We start from the raw sequence: 19,543 nt of genomic DNA on the forward strand, positions 1-19,543 counted from the left end.
ATGAAGACACAAGGAGCGTATAAATATGTTATTTTTCTATTACTATTATTTGTAGGTTTTGCAGGTAATGCCACAGAAATATGGGTGAGTAGTACAGGAAAAGATTCAAATGTAGGAACCAAAGAAAGTCCACTTGCGAGTTTAAATATGGCTTTGCGTAAGGCAAGAAATATGAGGCGTTTACATGACCCGTTGGTAAAAAACGGAATTCATATAATTTTAATGGATGGTGTTTATAATTTAGAAGAACCTGTATTTATTCGTCCTGAAGATTCTGGAACCAAAGAAAGTCCAACAATTATTGAGGCCGAAGCTAATGCTAATCCTGTTTTAAGTGGAGGTGTTCAAATAAAAAACTGGAAAAAAGCTAAAAAAATAAACGGATTAAAAAAAGGAGTAGTTTGGGTAGCTGATGCTCCTACCAAGGCAGGTGAAGTTTTAAATTATAGACAAATTTGGATAAACGGTAAAAAAGCAATCAGGGCAAAGAGTACCTCAGGTGATAAAATGGATAGAATTTTATCTTGGGATAAAACTTCTGAAACGTGTTGGATTCCTTATAATGATGAGTCTATAAAGTTTCAGCCAGGTATGGAAATGTTTATTCAACAATGGTGGGCAATAGCAAATCTACGTATTAAAAATATGGAGTTGAATGGTAATAAAGCCAAATTGTATTTTGAGCAACCAGAAAGTCGCATTCAGAGTGAACATCCATGGCCAGCCCCTTGGATTTCTGAAAAAACAGGGAATTCTGCTTTTTATTTAAATAATGCATTGTCTTTATTAAATGAACCTGGAGAATGGTATTTAGACAGAGCTAATGCAAAGATTTATTATTATCCAAGAGAGAATGAAGATTTAACATCTGCAATAGTTATGGTGCCTATGTTAGAAAATATAATCACCATTAAAGGGACCATAGATGCTCCAGTGCATCATGTTTATTTAAAAGGATTAACATTTAAGTTTAGTAGTTGGTTAAGACCTTCAAAACAGGGGCATGTGCCTTTACAAGCCGGGATGTATATGTTAGATGCATATAAATTAAAGGAGCCAGGTACGGAGGATAAGGCCGGACTTGAAAACCAAGCTTGGTTAGGTAGACCACGTGCTGCTGTTGAGGTCAACTACTCAAATCATATTCAATTAGAATCATGTTCCTTTAAACATTTAGCTTCTACAGGATTGGATTTACATAAAGGAACCAATCACAACATTGTAAGAGGTAATTTGTTTAAAGATGTTGGAGGAAGTGCTATTAATGTTGGAGTTTTTTCTGATGAGGCTTTTGAAACACATTTACCGTATCATCCTGAAGATGAAAGAGAAGTTAGTTTTAAGGATGTTATTACAGATAATTTAATTACTGATGTTACTAATGAAGATTGGGGTTGTTTAGGAATTAGTGCAGGGTTTGTAAAAAATATTACGATTGCTCACAATGAAATTTCGGATGTTTCTTATTCTGGAATTGGTTTGGGTTGGGGTTGGACAAAAACGATAAATACCATGAGTGGTAACAAAGTGATTGCCAATAAAATCCATCACTACGGAAAACATCTGTATGATACTGCTGGAGTTTACACACTATCAGCACAGCCAGAAAGTGTGATAGCAGAAAATATGGTGTATGATATTTATGAGAATCCATATGCTCACGATCCCTATCACTGGTTTTATTTATATACAGATGAAGGTTCGTCATATTTTACAGTAAAAAACAACTGGGTCCCTGCCGAAAAATTCTTGCAAAATGCCAATGGTCCAGGGAATGTTTGGGAAAATAATAATGCTTTTGTAGGTGATCATATCAAACACAATGCAGGAATTAGAGATCCTTATACTTCTTTGTTAAAAGAAGTGGTTATTGATAAAAGTTGGCCTTTACAAGAAATACCACATTTTGCAGCGGTAGAATTAATAGGTGAAAATTTTGATCCAGAAAAAATTAAATCAATTGCCAAAACCAATGGAGTGATTAATGCTCAATTGTATCAATGGAAAAATCATACGGTTTTATATGCCAAATTAAATCATATAGAACATTTAAAAAGTGAGTTGGTTTTGGAATATCCTAAAGCTGAAATCAAAACATATAACACTCCTGTATATCAGTTTAGCAAATCAGAAAGATGTGATGATGCAAATTTAGCGGCCGAATGGGATCATGTGTTGTTAACTGCAAACCTTGTTGAGGATGTAAAACTTCAGCAAGAATACCTAGAGTATCATAAAACTCAGTTTGAGAAGTGGCCAGAAGTGGCTCAAGGATTTTGTAATGCCGACTTTCAACAATTGCAAGTGTTTAAAAATGGAAGACAATTAATGTTAATTATTAGTATTCCAAAAGGAGCAGATTTAGATGCATTAAATCCTAAAACAACAGAAAATAATCCACGTGTAAACGATTGGAATGCCATAATGGCAAAATATCAAACAGGAATTAAAGGAACAAAACCCGGAGAAGTCTGGGTGTTTTTAAATAAATTAAATTAACGACAAATGTTAAAAATAGCTATTCTAGGTCTTGGGGAAGGACGTAGTACCATGTCTGCAGTTTTGCAAAGTGAAAGGTTGGAGTTGGTAAAAGTTTGCGATATAAATGAGGCACTTTGTTTGCAAAGAGCTCAGGAATTTGACTTTCCTTTTTATACTACCGATTACAATGATTTGTTACAAGATGAATCTATTGATATCATAGCTATTTATACACCAGATTATTTGCATGCATCTCATATCAAACAAGCTTTGTTACATGGTAAACATGTGGTTTGTACAAAGCCTTTTATTGATGATTTATCAAAAGCAAAGGAATTATTAGAGTTGAGTGATCAAACAGGAAAAAAAGTTTTTATAGGTCAAAGTTCTCGATTTTTTGAACCGATGAAACGTCAACGTGCAGATTTTGAAGCAGGAGTTATAGGAGATTTAATTACTATTGAGGCTCATTATCATGCAGATCATCGTTGGTTTTTAGAAAAAGAATGGTCTTTATTAGATGCTTTTAAATGGCTGTATGGAGGTTTAAGTCATCCTGTAGATTTTATTAGATGGTATCTGCCCGATATTGAAGAGGTAATGGGGTATGGTATGGTTAGTAAAAATGCAGAGGAAGCTGGTTTAAAAAATGAAGATACCATGCATTTTATTTTTAAAGCAACCGATGGTAGAATTGCAAGGGTAAGTGGAGTGTATACTTCGCCAACGCAACCTACAAAAAGAGATAGTGGTCTAAGTTGTATTTTAAGAGGAACAGAAGGGGCTAGTCAAGGTGATTATCATGAACTACGTTATTCTGTAACTACTAAAGAAGGAGAAGAGAAAATAATCCATTGGGGTGATGATAAATTAAAGTACTATTTTAGGTTTCAAGGACAAACCCATCATGCAGGAGAATATCAAAATTATTTAGAATATTTTGCCGATAGTATTGAACAAGATTTTACCGCTTATCCTGATATGGAAGAAGGAATAGGTACAGTGGCTTTGTTACAAGCAATGGATAGATCTTTATCAACTGGTTTACCCGTAAAAGTTTCCGATATTAGAGCAGAATTTAACATTTAATAAATAGGTTTTATATAGTATGAGTCAAATCAGTAGTTTTTTAGAACCCATAGATTATCTTGTTATTGTTGGATATCTTATTTTATTAGTAGCTTTTGGATATTATATTTCTTTTGTAAAAAATAAAAAAACGGATGCCAGTTATTTTTTAGCAGGAAATACTTTAGGTTGGCCAAGTATTGGTTTAAATATGTGGGGAACTAATGTAGGGCCTTCTATGTTAATTGCTTCTGCAAGTGTTGGTTTTACTACAGGAATTGTAGCAGGTAACTTTGCTTGGTATGCTTTTATATTTATTTTGTTATTAGCGGTTGTGTTTTCTCCAAGATACTTAGGAGCCAATGTGGTTACTTTACCAGAGTTTATGGGAAAACGTTTTGGCGATTCTACACGTAATATTTTAGCATGGTATACACTTATTACTATTTTAATATCTTGGTTGTCATTAACCTTGTTTGCAGGAGGTATTTTAGTACAACAGTTGCTAGATTTACCAATGTATCTTTCTGTGATTATGATGGTAATTTTGTCAGGTTTTTTTGCTGCTGCAGGTGGATTAAAAGCTATAGCTTATACCAATGTTTTTCAAATGTTGTTGCTTATTGGAGTTTCTCTTTTATTGGTTGTAATGGGAGTTAACAAAGCGGGAGGATTAGAACATATATATAACAGCACTCCGGGGTCTTATTGGAATTTATTACTTCCGGCAGATGATGCAAACTATCCATGGGTAGCTATTTTATTGGGATATCCTGTGATGGGGGTTTGGTTTTGGTGTACAGATCAATCTATGGTACAGTCCATGTTAGGAGCTAAAAATCTAAAAGAAGGTCAGTTAGGAGCTAATTTTATTGGATGGTTAAAAATATTAGACGTTCCATTATTTATTTTACCAGGAATTGTTTGTTTTGTTTTATTTCCTGAGCTAAAAAATCCTGATGAGGCTTACATGACCATGGTCACTCAATTGTTTCCTGCTGGATTAAGAGGATTGATTATTGTGGTTTTAATTGCTGCATTAATTAGTACGATTGGTTCGGCATTAAATTCTTTAAGTACAGTTTTTACTATGGATGTTTATGTAAAGAAATACGAACCCAAAGCAAGTCAAAATAAAATTGTAAAAACAGGGAGGTTGGTCACTTTGTTTGGTTCTATACTAGCAGTCTTAATTACCTTAGCAATTAATAGTATTAAAGGATTAAATCTGTTTGATATTTTTCAATCTATTTTAGGGTTTATCGCTCCACCTATGTCTGTCGTGTTTTTGTTTGGAGTTTTGTGGAAAAAGACCACGACTCGTGCCGCTAATCTGGTTTTAACTTTAGGAACTGTCATTAGTTTAGGAATTGGGGTTTTGTATTTGTGGATATTTCCAAATCAAATATACAATTGGCCACATTTTTTATTGTTGTCTTTTTACATTTTTGTAGGACTTTCAATCATGACTTATTTGGTTTCTATTACAGATAAAACAGCTCAAGATAATCATGATGTATTATTAAAAATAGATCCTAAAGCAAAACCAGACAATCAGGTTAAAATTTTATGGGTGGCTCTTACAATAGTTATGATATTATTATATGTGTTTTTTAACGGACATTAAAGAATGAAATTTACACTTAACTAAAATGATATAAAGCTCATTTTTAAATTTAAAATAATTCACAATTATGTGTCATAAAGTATCAATATCAGTATTCAAAATTTATTTCGGAATACTGTTTTTGTTTTCAACTTCTTTATTTGCTCAAACAAATAGCAAAGAAGCTACTTGGATTTGGTATCCAGGAGATTTTGAAATTTGGCTGAGCAATAAAATGCAAGTAAGGAGAACTGAACGTGAAGCTGTTTTTCCTCCTTTATGGAAATATTACAGCCCGTATGCTTTGGTAACGTTTCAAACAGAAGTTGATTTTCCTGAAGCTGATGATATTAAAATAGTATCCGAAGGACCTTTTCAATTATTGGTAGATGGTAAGCAGATTTATGGACAACCAAAATCGATTACCATTCCTAAAGGAAAACATAAAATTTCTTTAAAAGTTTACAATCAAGAAGTATTACCTGCCATTTTTATTGATGGAAAATATATTAAATCTAATGAAGATTGGATGGTTACCAACGAAGATAAACTTTGGATAGATGAAGCAGGAAAAGCGCAACAATCTGGAACCCCATGGGTGTTTGTAGGTTCATGGAATTTCAATACACCTAATAACAAACCATCAGAGTTTAAACTTGAAACGGAACCTTGGGCAGCTAAAGGGGCTGAAAAAACAGAGAATGGGGAATTGATAGACTTTGGAAAAGAAACCTTTGGTTATATTAAAATTCACGGTTTAAAAGGAAAAGGAAAACTAGCATTGTATTATGGAGAATCTAAAGAAGAAGCCTTAGATACTGCTAAATGCGAAACTTTGGATCATTTATATTTTGATGGAAATCAATCAAAAACGTACACTCATAATGGTTCTAAGGCATTTCGTTATGTGCAAGTTCAAAAAGAAGCTTCTGTACAGTACGATTCTATTTCTATGTTGTATGAATATTTACCATTAGAATATCGAGGAGCTTTTAAATCATCAGATAAATTATTGAACGAAATTTGGGATGTATCTGCGTATACCATGCATTTAACTACTCGAGAATTTTTTATTGATGGAATTAAGAGAGATCGTTGGGTGTGGTCTGGAGATGCTTATCAAAGTTATTTAATGAACTATTATTTGTTTTTCGATTCTGCATCGGTAGAAAGAACTTTGTTAGCACTACGTGGTAAAGAGCCTGTAACGGCTCACGTAAACACTATTATGGATTATTCTTTGTATTGGTTTGTGGGAATTTATGATTATTACTTGTATACCGGTGATACAAAATTTATAGAAACATTTTATCCAAGAATGAAAACTTTAATGGAATATTGTTTGGGTAGAAGAAATAAAAATGGATTTTTAGAACCTTTAGAAGGGGATTGGGTTTTTATTGATTGGGCTGATGGCTTACCTAAAACAGGAGAGGTTAGTTTTGAACAAATGTTGTTAGCCAGAAGTTTAGAAGCCATGGCAATAAGTGCAAAAATTGCTGATGAGACAGCCGATGAAAAACAATATCAAAAATTGGCACAAGATTTAAAAGAACAATTGTTTGAGGTGTTTTGGGATCAGGATAAAAATGTTATGAAACACCAACGTATTGATGGTGAAATGCAAGACATCGTAACCCGATATGCCAATATGTTTGGAATCTTTTTCAACTATTTTGATGAAGAACAAAAACAAAGTGTAAAAAATAAAGTATTGCTGAATGATGACATCCTAGAAATTACGACTCCTTACATGAGATTTTATGAGTTAGAAGCACTTTGTGCTTTGGGAGAACAGGAATTTGTATTAGATGAAATTCGCGATTATTGGGGAGGTATGTTAAAAGAAGGAGCGACATCTTTTTGGGAAAAATACGATCCAAAACAAACAGGAGAGGAACACTTAACTATGTATGGAAGACCTTATGGAAAAAGTCTTTGTCACGCTTGGGGAGCAAGTCCTATTTATCTGTTTGGAAAATATTACTTGGGAGTACAACCTATTACTGCTGGATACGAAACGTATACAATTGAACCTAATTTAGGTGGTTTAAAGTGGATGGAAGGAAAAGTACCAACGCCTAAAGGAAATATAGAGTTGTACATCAGTAGTAAAGAAATGAATATCAAAACAATTAGTGGAGAAGGAACTTTAATCATTCATAGTAAAAGCAGACCAAAAACAAACTTGGGAGCAATTATGCAAGTGGATAAAAACAAATATCAGTTAGTATTAGAGGCTAATAAAGAATATCAAATTCAATACAAAGCATTATAATTTAAAGGAATGAGCAAATTTATTTACAGATTATCTATTCTTTTGGCAGTTGTCAGTTTTTCGGCAAAAGCTCAAAATACAGAAACTCAAATTCAGTATTTATCAGGTAAAGGATATCAAGATACCAAAGAGTGGGAATTTAAAATTTCTGATGGAAGAAAAAGTGGAGAATGGTCTACCATTAATGTGCCTTCTGTTTGGGAACAAGAAGGATTTGGAAAATATCAATACGGAATTCGTTTTTACGGAAAACCTTTTCCAGAAGGAATTGCTGATGAGGTAGGAGAATATAAATATACGTTTGAAGTGCCAAAAGCATGGGAAAACAGACGTGTAAAAATTGTTTTTGATGGTGCTATGACCGATACAAAAGTTAGAATTAATGGACGTTCGGCAAGTGATGATGAACATCAAGGAGCTTTTTACAGATTTAAATATGATATCACAGATTTATTAAAGTTTGGTAAGAAAAACGAGTTGAGTGTTGTGGTGAGCAAAGAGTCTAAAAATGCCAGTGTAAACTTGGCTGAAAGACGTGCAGATTATTGGAACTTTGGTGGTATTTTCCGTCCGGTTTTTTTAGAAGCCTTGCCAGTAACACATATCAATTATACATCGTTAAAAGCGGAAGCTGACGGAACTTTTGAAGCCAATGTGTTTTTAGGAAATGCGGCTTCAAATATACGAGCAGAGATAACTGTCTTAGATATCAATGGGAAAAAAGTAGGAAATACAATTAAGGCTGATATCGTTGGTAGTGGAGATAAAATTCATTTATCAGGAAGTTTTAAAAATATCAAACAATGGACAGCAGAAACACCTAATCTTTATAAGGCAGAAATAGCTATTTATAAAGGGAAAGAATTGTTGCATAACATTTCTGAGACTATTGGATTTAGAACTATTGAAATCAGAAAAGGAGATGGAATTTATGTCAACGGTCAACGTGTGTTGATGAAAGGGGTAAATCGCCATAGCTTTTGGCCAGAATCTGGTAGAACTTTAAACAAAGAATTAAACTATGCAGATGTTCGTTTGATCAAAGAAATGAACATGAATGCAGTGCGTTTATCTCACTATCCACCAGATCCTGAATTTTTACAAGCTTGTGATGAACTTGGGTTGTATGTAATGAATGAGTTAGGAGGATGGCATGGTCATTATGATGATGCAGTTGGTAAAAAGTTGGTAAAAGAAATGGTTACTCGTGATTTAAATCACCCAAGTATTATTTTTTGGTCTAACGGAAATGAAGGTGGATGGAACACCAATTTAGACAATCAGTTTGATATTTGGGATTTACAAAAACGTCCTGTGTTGCATCCTCAACAAGAACACAATGGGGTAGAAACCATGCATTATCGTTCTTATGGAGAGACTTTAGAATATTTTAGAGATGACAATATTTTTATGCCAACTGAATATCTACACGGATTGTATGATGGTGGCCATGGAGCTGGTTTTGATGATTATTGGGAAATTATGAGAAAACATCCTAGAGGTGCAGGAGGTTATCTTTGGGTATTTGCCGACGAAGGAATTGCTCGTACCGATCAGGATGGAAGAATTGACAACCAAGGAAATTATGGTGCCGATGGAATTGTAGGACCACATCACGAAAAAGAAGGTAGTTTCTTTACTGTGAAGGAAGTTTGGTCTCCGGTGATGATTATGGAAAAACCAATCTTATCAAAAGATTTTGATGGAACGTTTACTTTAGAAAATCGTTACGATTTTACCAATATAAACACTTGTACTTTTGAGTGGGAGTTGGTTAAGTTTACTTCTCCTTTAAATGGAAAAGCAGAACGTAAAACACTTCAGAAAGGAAAAATTTCATCACCAAATATTCAACCTCACGCTAAAGGAGAATTAAAACTGAACTTACCGAACAATTGGCAAAATGCTGATGTGTTGTATGTAAAAGCCATCAACAAAAATGGAAATGAATTGTGGACTTGGGATTTTACTTGGGATAAAAAAGCAATAGATAAAAAAGAAGCTTCAGGAAATGTAGATTTAAAAGAAACAAAAGAGTTTTATACTGTTAAGGCAGATAAATCTGAAATTAAAATTGATAAACTATCAGGGAAATTAACTGAGGTAATTCAATCTGGAAAAATCATTAGTTTAACCAATGGACCAAAAATAATCATGGTTCGTAGAGGGGACAGAACGTTAGATGGAACTATCAATCCTGATTTCTTAAAAGGAGAAGATCGTATTTATAAAGAGTTTTCTTGTTGGGATGAAGAAGTAAATTGCTCTGAAAATTTGTTAAATATAGAAGCAAAACAAGAAAATGGAAAAGTAGTGGTTACAGCTAATTATCACGGGATTCTTCAAAAAGTAGTTTGGACAATCAATGCCGATGGATTGATTCAACTAGACTATGAATATGAATATAACGGTGTAGTTGATTTAGCAGGAATGTATTTTGAATATCCTGAAGAAAAAATGAGAGCTAAAAAATGGTTGGGTGATGGACCTTATAGGGTTTGGCAAAACCGTTTAAAAGGAACCACTTTAGATATTTGGGAAAACGATTATAACGATCCTATTCCAGGGGAATCATTCAATTATCCTGAGTTTAAAGGATATTTTAACAACTGGCATTGGGCAGAATTTACTACTGAAGAAGGACAAATTTATATTGAGAATAAAGATACGGATACTTATTTAGGTGTGTATTCACCACGCGATGGACGTGATGCTCTGTTGTACACCATCCCGAATACCGGGATTGCTGTTTTAGATGTTATTCCACCAGCAAGAAACAAAGTAAATGCCACCGATTTATTAGGGCCTTCATCGCAACCTAAATGGTTAAGTGGTCTGCAAAAACGTACAGTTTATTTAAAGTTTAAAAAGTAAGATTCACTTATGAAAACGAAACAGTTTTTTCAACTCGTACTAGTATGCTTTGCATTGGTAATGATTACATCTTGTTCTTCAAAAATGAAGAAAAGAGAGATTACAGATGCCGTAATGCAAGAAATATATAATGAAATTAAAACGCCACATAAGTACGGTTTGGTCATGGTGCCTAAAGACAACTCATACAAAATGGATTGTCCAAGTATCTTTAGAAAAGATGGAAAGTGGTTTATGACTTATCTAATTTTTGAAGGTCGTGGTTACGAAACTTGGTTGGCAGAAAGTGATGATTTGTTAAACTGGAAACACTTAGGAAAAGTCATGTCGTTTTCAAAAGACACTACAGAATGGGATGTCAATCAAAAAGCAGGATACATTGCTTTACAGGATCCTACTTGGGGAGGTTCTTACAAATGGGAATCTTATGACGATAAATACTGGATGAGTTATTTTGGAGGGAATACTACAGGATATGAAGCAGGAATATTATCTATGGGAATGGCTTATACGGATGAGTTGCCTACTACACCTCACGAATTTAAACGTTTGCCAGAACCTGTTTTAAGACCAAATGATGACAAAGCAAAATGGTGGGACAACAGTACCATGTATAAAAGTTCTGTGATTAGAGATGTTGAGAAAGAAACAGGACATGATTTTGTGATGTATTACAACGCTCGTGGAGATAGTATCAACCCTGCCAAAGGAGCTGAGCGTATTGCCATGGCGGTTTCAAACGATATGAAAAACTGGGAACGTTTTGGAGATGGACCTGTAATCAATCATCATAAAGGAATTTCTGGAGATGCTTATATTCAACGTATTAATGATACTTGGGTGATGTTTTATTTTGGAGCTTTTTGGACAGGCTGGGATCAAGGAGCGTTTAACCGATTTGCAGTATCGAATGATTTAATTCATTGGAAAGATTGGGAAGGAGAAGATTTAATTCAGTCATCAGAATCTTATGATGCACAGTTTGCTCACAAGTCTTTTGTGGTAAAACACGATGGTATTGTGTATCATTATTACTGTGCTGTAAACAAAGCAGGACAACGTGGTATTGCACTAGCAACCTCAAAAGACATAGGAAAAAGTGATATTCATTTTGTAGCTATAGAAGATGATCATAAATAAACTCATATTATGTGTTGCTTTAAATTTTGCAAGCTTAGTGACTGCACAAACAGTTACAGGAGAGCCTGCTGGGATTCCTGAAACACCTAAAAAATATAGTTATGCACCTTGGGAAGATCCGTTGGTAACTAGTATCAATAGACAGCCTGCAAGAGCTACTGCTTATTCTTATAAAACGGTAGCAGATGCATTAGAAGGGAATAGAGAAAAAAGTCGTTTCATCATGTTAAATGGTGAGTGGAATTTTAAGTATGCAAAAAACTTAGAAGAAGCTCCTAAAGACTTTTATAAAGATGAGGTAAAAGAATGGGACAAAATAGAAGTGCCTTCTAATATAGAATTACTTGGTTATGGGATTCCAATTTACAAAAGTGCAGTATATCCTTTTAGACCTATCAATCCACCTTTTGTTCCTAAGGATGATAATAGTATAGGGTCTTATCAACGTAAATTCACAGTGCCTAGTGATTGGCAAAAAAACATGACGGTTACGCTTCATTTTGGAGCGGTTAGTTCAGCTTTTCAAGTATGGATCAATGGGGAGTTTTTAGGTTATGGGGAAGATAGTTTTTTACCATCAGAATTTAATATTACACCTTATTTAAAAGAAGGAGAAAATGTATTGTCCGTCCAAGTAATTCGCTATAGTGATGGTGCTTATTTAGAAGATCAAGACCATTGGCGAATGAGCGGGATTCAGCGAGAGATTTTTGTGATGGCTGAACCAAAATTACGTATTCAAGATTTCTTTTATCAAACAAAATTAGATAAAGAGTATAAAGATGCTGTTTTTCAATTACGTCCAAAATTAGAAAACTTAACTGGAGACACTATTAAGAATGCTTCGTTTGAATTTCAATTGTATAATGATAAAAACAAGGCTTTATTTGAAAAACCTATTGATACTTTAGCCAAAGCTATTGTAAATGAAAGTTATCCTCGTTTGGATAATGTGCGTTTTGGTTTTTTTGAAAAAACGATCAAAAATCCCAAAAAATGGAGTTCAGAAGCACCAAATTTATACACGTTGGTCATGACTTTAAAAGATGAAAACGGAAATATTTCAGAAGTAAAATCTTGTAAAGTTGGTTTCCGTTCTATTGAGTTTTCTAAAGAAAACGGTAAGTTATTAATCAATGGAAAAAAAACATATATCTATGGAGTTAATCGCCACGATCATCATCCTATCAGAGGAAAAGCATTAACTAGAAAAGATATTGAAGATGATGTAAAAACCATCAAGCAATTTAATTTTAACACCATTAGAACCAGTCATTACCCTAACGATCCGTATTTTTATGAATTGTGTGATGTATATGGAATTATGGTGATGGATGAAGCCAATTTAGAAACACATGGATTAGGAGGGAAATTGAGTAATGATCCAAGTTGGACAAATGCTTATATAGAGCGTATGACCAGAATGGTAGAGCGTGATAAAAATCATCCAAGTGTGATTATGTGGAGTTTAGGGAACGAAGCAGGAAAAGGACCAAACCATGCAGCCATGGCAGGTTGGACACATGATTTTGATATTACCAGACCTGTACATTACGAGCCTGCTCAAGGAAATCCAAGGTTAGAGGGGTATATAGATGAAAGAGATTCAAGGTATCCATCAACAGGAGATCATTCACATCGTTTTGAAAACCCACAAGATGAACCTTATGTAGATATGGTAAGTCGTTTTTATCCAGGAGTTTTTACCCCACAGTTTTTGGTAGATAATAAAGCCGATACCAGACCTATTTTATTTGTGGAATACTCACATTCCATGGGGAATTCAACAGGAAATTTAAAAGAATTGTGGGATGAGTTTAGACGATTGCCTAGAGTTATAGGTGGTTGTATTTGGGATTTTAAAGATCAAGGTTTGTTAAAAGTTGATGAAAAAACAGGACAAGAATTTTATACTTATGGAGGTGATTTTGGAGAAAAACTACATGATGGAAATTTTTGTATCAACGGAGTGGTAGCCTCTGACGGTAGACCCAAAGCAGCCATGTATGAAAATAAATGGGTATATCAACCTGTAACTTGTCGTTTGGAAGGAAATCAATTAATTGTTAAAAACCGCCAAGCCACAAAATCTTTAATTGATTACATTCCTTTATTACAAATTTTAGAGAATGGGAAAGTCATCAAAAAAGAAATTTTATCTTCTTTTAATGTTGCAGCAGGTCAAGAAATAATAGTTAACATAAAGCAATATATTCCAAAAATGAAAGCCGATGCGGAGTATTTCTTAAATATTGAATTCCAATTATCAAAAGATGAGTTATGGGCAAATAAAGGTTATGTGGTGGCAGAAGATCAGTTTTTACTAAGACCAAAACAAGAGATTGTTTACCAGTCTCCTAAGTCAACTTCTTCTTTAGAAGTGTTAGAGTCTAATGACAATTTTAAAATAAAAGGAGCACATTTTAGTGTAATCGTTGATAAAGAAAATGGAGCATTAAGTTCGTACCTTTTTAAAGGTAAAGAACAAGTATATGCTCCATTATTACCAAATTTCACAAGACCTTTAACAGATAACGATCGTAAAGGATGGAAACCACATAAGATTTTAAAAACATGGTATACCAATCAGCCTAAATTAACCTCAGTAAAAACATCATTACTGGGAGATGAAGTGCGAGTTGTTTCTAATTATGAAGTAATTAAAGACAGTGCGCAAGTTTCTGTTACTTACAACATAGAATCGAATGGTTTTATTAGGGTTGATTATGTATTAAACGCTTCTATAGATTTGCCAAACATTCCAAAAGTAGGAATGCAAATGGGGGTTGAGAATAATTTTAAACAAATTTCTTGGTATGGAAAAGGAGTGTTGGAAAACTACATAGATCGTAATCACGGTTTTCCTATCAAGGAATATACATTGCCTTTAAACACTTTTACAGAACCTTATGTGATGCCACAAGAAAATGGAAATAGAACAGAAGTGAGGTGGATGAGTTGTTCTGATACAAAACAAGATAACGGGTTTTTAGTCGTTGGATTACAACCTTTAAGTATGAGTGTATGGCCCTATACACAAGAAAATCTTAATGAAGCTAAACACACGTATGATTTGGTTGATGCAGGTTATTTAATCTTAAATATCGATTTAATTCAGATGGGAATTGGAGGGAATGATAGTTGGTCTCCAGTGGGAGCTCCTATGGAAAAATATCAAATTTCATCAAAAGATTACAAATACAGTTTTTATTTAACCCCTTTTGATAAAGGATTGTCTAAGACACTTAAAAAGTTTAACTATTAATGAAACAAGGATTCAAATATTTGTTTTTTATGATGTTATTGATGGTTGCTTGTAAACCATCAGAAAAAACAGAAATGTCTTATTTTGAGCCTACTCAAGAGAGTGCTATGCCTTGGGTGTATTGGTATTGGTTAAAAAGTGCTTATTCTAAAGAAGGAATTACTGCCGATTTAGAAGCAATGAAACAAGCTGGAATTCGAGGTGCTTATTTAATGACTATTAAAGGTCCGGGAGAAAAACCTTTAATGAATCCACCTATAGTACAATTAAGTGATGAGTTTTGGAAATTGGTTCGTTGGGCTTTAACAGAGGCGGATCGATTGGGGGTTAAAATAGCTTTTCATCCTGCAGATGGATTTGCTGTTGCTGGCGGACCTTGGATTACGCCAGAAATGTCTATGCAAAAAGTAGTTTGGGCTGATACGATTGTTAAAGGAGCGAATCTAAAAGAGATGACCTTACCCATGCCAGCACATTATAAAAATTACTATAAAGACATTGCTTCTTTTGCCTTTCCAGTAGAAAATAAACATCAAACATCCATTGATGTTCAGCCTAAAATTAGTACTTCAATAGGTGAAGAAGCTTCTTTTTTGAGCGATGTTTCTACTGAGCAAACACAGTTGCGAATGTATGAGCCAGGCTATATTCAGTACGAGTTTAAGGAGCCTTTTTCTTGTAAATCCATTCATATTGAAACCAAAGGAAACAATTATCAAGCACATAGAATGATGGTTGAGGTGAGCGATGATGGAAAGACTTTTAAAAGTTTAGGGAGGTTAGAAACACCACGTTCGGGTTGGCAAGATACTGATGAAGATTATACCCATAGTCTTTCGGCCAAAGCAAAATATTTCAGATTTGTATACAATCCAGAAGGTTCGGAACCAGGGGCTGAAGATATTGATATGGCCAAATGGAATTCACCTTTAAAACTCACCAAAATTATTTTATCTGAGGAACCTTTAATAGAAAATTATGAAGGGAAATCTGGTGCTGTTTGGCGAATTAGTTCAAAACTAAATAATACACAAATAGGAAAAGAGGATTGTGTCGACAAGTCAAAAATGATTAATATCTCTAAATTTATAGATGAGAAAGGTGTTTTAAATTGGCAAGCTCCATCAGAAAAAAAATGGAGAATCATTAGGTTTGGACATACTTCTACAGGACATGAAAATGCAACTGCTGGAGGAGGTAGAGGTTTAGAGGTTGATAAATTTAATGCAGAAGCTGTTCGTTTTCAATTAGACCATTGGTTCGGGAAAATGTTAAGAGTAGCAGGCCCAGAATTATCCTCAAAGGTGGTGGAAATATTACACATGGATAGTTGGGAGTGTGGAAGTCAAAATTGGTCACCTGTTTTTAGAGAAGAATTTAAAAAACGTAGAGGTTACGATGTTGTGGAGTATTTACCTGTAATGGCAGGAATTCCGTTGGATGATATTGAAACTTCTGAAAATGTGTTATACGATATTAGAAAAACTATATCGGAATTAATTGTAGATAATTTCTTTGGGGTTTTGGCAGACGAAGCTAAAAAAGCTGGAGTTAAATTTAGTTCAGAAAATGTAGCTCCAACCATGACGAGTGATGGTTTGTTACACTTTAAACACATTGATTATCCTAGTGGAGAGTTTTGGTTGAGAAGTCCTACGCATGACAAACCTAATGACATGTTAGATGCTATTTCAGGAGGACATATCTATGGAAAAGATATCATTCAAGCAGAAGCGTTTACTCAGTTAAGAATGGATTGGGATGAACACCCTGGAAACTTAAAAACCTTAGCTGATAGAAATTATGCTCTGGGAGTCAATCGATTTTTTTACCATGTTTTTGTACACAATCCATGGTTGGATAGAAAGCCGGGGATGACTTTAGATCCGATAGGAACTTTTTTTCAACGAGATCAAACTTGGTGGAAACCCGGAAAAGCTTTTTTTGACTATTGTAAAAATGTGCAATTCCAGTTACAAAAAGGACATCCGGTGATAGATTTTGCAGTATTTACAGGGGAAGAAATCCCTTCGAGATCGGTGTTGCCAGATAGGTTGGTGTCATCTATTCCAAATGTTTTTGGAGCTGAACGAGTGGCATCAGAAAAGAAGCGATTGGCAAATGTAGGACAGCCATCGGCAAGAATGCCTAAAGAAGTAAAGTACTCAAAAAATAGTACAGATTTATCAGAGTGGGTAAATGCTTTAAATGGTTATAAATATGATTCTTTTAACAGAGATGTTTTGTTAGGAGCCTATGTAAAAGATGGAAAAGTTGTTTTCTCGGACAAAGTAATTTATCAATTTTTATTGTTTCCTGGGGTAACAAAAATGTCTCCAAACAAAATGATGTCTTTGGAGGTAGCTCAAAAGATTTTGAATTTGGTAAAAGATGGAGCTACTGTTTTTGTGAATGAAAAACCTACAAGTATTCCGGGAAAACATACGGTTGAAGAGATAGAAAAATGGCAACAGATTATTGATGAAATTTGGTCTGGTGAAGGAACTAAAAAATGGTCTTTAGGAAAAGGAACGGTGGTAAAATTACCTTATTTAGAATCTGATTTTTCTGCGTTTGGAATTGCTGCAGATGTAAAAATTAATAAAAAAGATGCGAGTACCATCGCTTGGGCACATAGATCGTATTATGAGGAAGATGTTTATTTTTTGGCAAATCAAAAAGAAGAACAAAGACAAGTAGCGGTGTCTTTTAGAGTATCCAATAAAACACCTGTTTTATATAACCCTGTGACTGATGAAACTTCAACCGTGCAAGATTGGAAAGTGGAAAAAGGAAGAACAATTATTTCGTTACAGTTTGATAAAAACGAATCCCTTTTTGTGATTTTTAAAGAAAATCAAGATGAGAAAAGTTTAGAAGAAAATAAAAATGGGTCGACTTATAAAACAGTTCAGACTTTAAATCAGGATTGGACTATTCAGTTTGATAAAGCATTTCATGGACCATCAAAATCAATTGAAATTCATCAACTTTTTGATTGGAGCACTTCAACCAATGATAGTATTAAATATTATTCTGGAACGGCTATTTATACCAAAAAATTTGATTGGAATAAGGAGATTGAAAAGGATTTGTTCTTGGAGTTTGATGAAATCAATCATATTGCTGAAATCAGTTTAAACGGGAAAGATTGCGGTGTTTTATGGACGTATCCTTATAGAAAAAACATTTCAAAAGCTTTAAAAAAAGGAGAAAACACCTTGACTGTAAAAGTGACCAATACTTGGGCTAATAGATTAATTGGTGATGAAAAATTATTAAAAAAAGATCGTTTAACATGGACCACAGCACCTTATAGGTTAGATGAAACCATGATGGTGAAATCTGGTTTATTAGGAAATATTAAAATACAAAAGACATTAAAGAAATGAAAAAATTAGTGACCATAACAATTATGTGTTTGTTTACTGTTATGAATATACAAGCAGAAATTAAATTGCCTGCTTTGTTTACAGATAACATGATATTACAGCAAGAAAGTAAGACGCCTATTTGGGGTTGGGCAAACAAACACGAAGAATTGATTATTTCTACATCTTGGGATGCAAAAGAATATCCGGTGAAAGCTGACAAATATGGAAAATGGAAAACAAATTTAGTAACTCCTAAAGATGGAGGCCCGTATATCATTTTGGTTTCTAATGGTAGTGAAATAAAAACAATAAACAATGTATTGATTGGGGAAGTTTGGTTGTGTTCTGGACAGTCTAATATGGAAATGCCTTTAAAAGGTTTTCCAGGACAACCTGTTATAGGAGGTAATGATGCCATTGTTCGTTCAACTAATAAAAATATTCGTTTGATTACGGTTCCAAGAGCTACTGTTTTAACACCCAAAGAAGATTTTGAAGGAGAATGGAAAGTGGCAGGTCCACAGAATACAGGTGACTTTAGTGCTACGGCTTGGCATTTTGGAAGCTTGTTACAAGAGGTGTTACAAGTTCCTGTAGGATTGATTCATGTGTCTTACGGAGGATCAAACGTAGAGGCCTGGATGAATCAAGAAATGTTAGAAGATTTTGATAACACACTACCCTTACCAAAAACAGAAAGTGATTTAAAAAGTAATCCAAACAGAGTACCCACAACTTTATTTAATGGAATGTTATCGCCTGTAATTGGTTATGGAATCAAAGGAGCTATTTGGTATCAAGGAGAATCTAATTACGAAAGACCTTTTGAGTATAAAGATTTTTTTAAAAAAATGGTGGTTTCTTGGCGTGAGTTATGGAATCAAGGAGCGTTTCCATTTTATTATGCCCAAATTGCACCGTTTAATTATGCCCAATTTCATCCAATAGGTCAGAAAGAAGAATACAATTCGGCTTATTTAAGAGAAGCACAGTTAAAGGCTTCTCAAGAAATATTAAATATAGGCATGGCTGTTCTAATGGATGTTGGAGAAGAAAATAACATTCACCCAAATAACAAAAAAGTTGGAGGAGATCGATTGGCATATTTGGCTTTGGCAAAAACTTATGGAATAGATGGGTTTGAATATTTAAGTCCAGAGTTTAATGCTATGGAAATAAAAGGAAGTACCGTAACGGTTTCTTTTAAAAATGTTCCTAATGGAATTACCTCGTATGATAAAGAGGTGAAAGGGTTTGAAATTGCTGGAGAAAATAAAGTCTTTTATCCAGCAACAACTTATATGAGAAGAAAATCAGTGGTTTTATCTTCTCCAAATGTAGAAAAACCTGTAGCGGTTAGGTATTTATTTAAGGATTATACCAAAGCCGAAATTTTTAGTACTGGAGGATTGCCTATGTCTTCTTTTAGAACGGATGATTGGTAGTAAATAGTTAAG

9 protein-coding genes are annotated in these 19,543 nt (G+C 34.1%); all 9 read left to right on the plus strand.

Going from position 1 to position 19,543, the window contains the following annotated elements; translation table 11 throughout:
• The 9 genes from QVZ41_RS10555 to QVZ41_RS10595 all read left to right on the plus strand — a co-directional run bounded on the left by QVZ41_RS10555 (position 1) and on the right by QVZ41_RS10595 (position 19,531).
• Complete coding sequence (locus tag QVZ41_RS10555) at positions 1–2,499, plus strand: L-rhamnose mutarotase (RefSeq protein ID WP_302884538.1); 2,499 nt, start codon at positions 1–3, stop codon at positions 2,497–2,499.
• A 6-nt stretch (positions 2,500–2,505) separates the two neighbouring features.
• Positions 2,506–3,570: a Gfo/Idh/MocA family protein gene (locus QVZ41_RS10560; RefSeq protein ID WP_302884539.1), complete on the plus strand. Its 1,065-nt coding sequence runs from the start codon at positions 2,506–2,508 to the stop codon at positions 3,568–3,570.
• 19 nt (positions 3,571–3,589) lie between these two features.
• Positions 3,590–5,176: a sodium:solute symporter family transporter gene (locus QVZ41_RS10565; protein ID WP_302884540.1), complete on the plus strand. Its 1,587-nt coding sequence runs from the start codon at positions 3,590–3,592 to the stop codon at positions 5,174–5,176.
• 67 nt (positions 5,177–5,243) lie between these two features.
• Positions 5,244–7,433 (plus strand): alpha-L-rhamnosidase-related protein, encoded by a 2,190-nt coding sequence (locus QVZ41_RS10570; protein WP_302884541.1) that lies wholly within the window; start codon positions 5,244–5,246, stop codon positions 7,431–7,433.
• Between the two features lie 9 nt (positions 7,434–7,442).
• Positions 7,443–10,307 carry a glycoside hydrolase family 2 TIM barrel-domain containing protein gene (locus tag QVZ41_RS10575; protein ID WP_302884542.1) on the plus strand — a complete coding sequence of 955 codons (2,865 nt, stop codon included), beginning with the start codon at positions 7,443–7,445 and terminating at the stop codon, positions 10,305–10,307.
• 84 nt (positions 10,308–10,391) lie between these two features.
• On the plus strand, positions 10,392–11,447 hold the full coding sequence (locus QVZ41_RS10580) for a glycoside hydrolase family protein (protein WP_302884543.1): 1,056 nt from the start codon (positions 10,392–10,394) through the stop codon (positions 11,445–11,447).
• 37 nt (positions 11,448–11,484) lie between these two features.
• Complete coding sequence (locus QVZ41_RS10585; RefSeq protein ID WP_302884544.1) at positions 11,485–14,712, plus strand: glycoside hydrolase family 2 TIM barrel-domain containing protein; 3,228 nt, start codon at positions 11,485–11,487, stop codon at positions 14,710–14,712.
• Positions 14,712–18,104 carry a glycosyl hydrolase gene (locus tag QVZ41_RS10590; protein ID WP_302884545.1) on the plus strand — a complete coding sequence of 1,131 codons (3,393 nt, stop codon included), beginning with the start codon at positions 14,712–14,714 and terminating at the stop codon, positions 18,102–18,104. The genes QVZ41_RS10585 and QVZ41_RS10590 overlap by 1 nt, the downstream gene beginning before the upstream one ends.
• On the plus strand, positions 18,101–19,531 hold the full coding sequence (locus tag QVZ41_RS10595) for a sialate O-acetylesterase (protein WP_302884546.1): 1,431 nt from the start codon (positions 18,101–18,103) through the stop codon (positions 19,529–19,531). The genes QVZ41_RS10590 and QVZ41_RS10595 overlap by 4 nt, the downstream gene beginning before the upstream one ends.
• The last annotated feature ends 12 nt before the right edge of the window (positions 19,532–19,543 follow it).

This window comes from Wenyingzhuangia gilva, from assembly GCF_030519655.1.
GTDB classification, from domain to species: domain Bacteria; phylum Bacteroidota; class Bacteroidia; order Flavobacteriales; family Flavobacteriaceae; genus Wenyingzhuangia; species Wenyingzhuangia gilva.

Excerpts from the sequence above, each read along its gene's own strand:
- QVZ41_RS10555 (WP_302884538.1), top strand. The coding sequence starts at position 1 with ATGAAGACACAAGGAGCGTATAAATATGTTATTTTTCTATTACTATTA.
- QVZ41_RS10560 (WP_302884539.1), top strand. The coding sequence starts at position 2,506 with ATGTTAAAAATAGCTATTCTAGGTCTTGGGGAAGGACGTAGTACCATG.
- QVZ41_RS10565 (WP_302884540.1), top strand. The coding sequence starts at position 3,590 with ATGAGTCAAATCAGTAGTTTTTTAGAACCCATAGATTATCTTGTTATT.
- QVZ41_RS10570 (WP_302884541.1), top strand. The coding sequence starts at position 5,244 with ATGTGTCATAAAGTATCAATATCAGTATTCAAAATTTATTTCGGAATA.
- QVZ41_RS10575 (WP_302884542.1), top strand. The coding sequence starts at position 7,443 with ATGAGCAAATTTATTTACAGATTATCTATTCTTTTGGCAGTTGTCAGT.
- QVZ41_RS10580 (WP_302884543.1), top strand. The coding sequence starts at position 10,392 with ATGAAGAAAAGAGAGATTACAGATGCCGTAATGCAAGAAATATATAAT.
- QVZ41_RS10590 (WP_302884545.1), top strand. The coding sequence starts at position 14,712 with ATGAAACAAGGATTCAAATATTTGTTTTTTATGATGTTATTGATGGTT.
- QVZ41_RS10595 (WP_302884546.1), top strand. The coding sequence starts at position 18,101 with ATGAAAAAATTAGTGACCATAACAATTATGTGTTTGTTTACTGTTATG.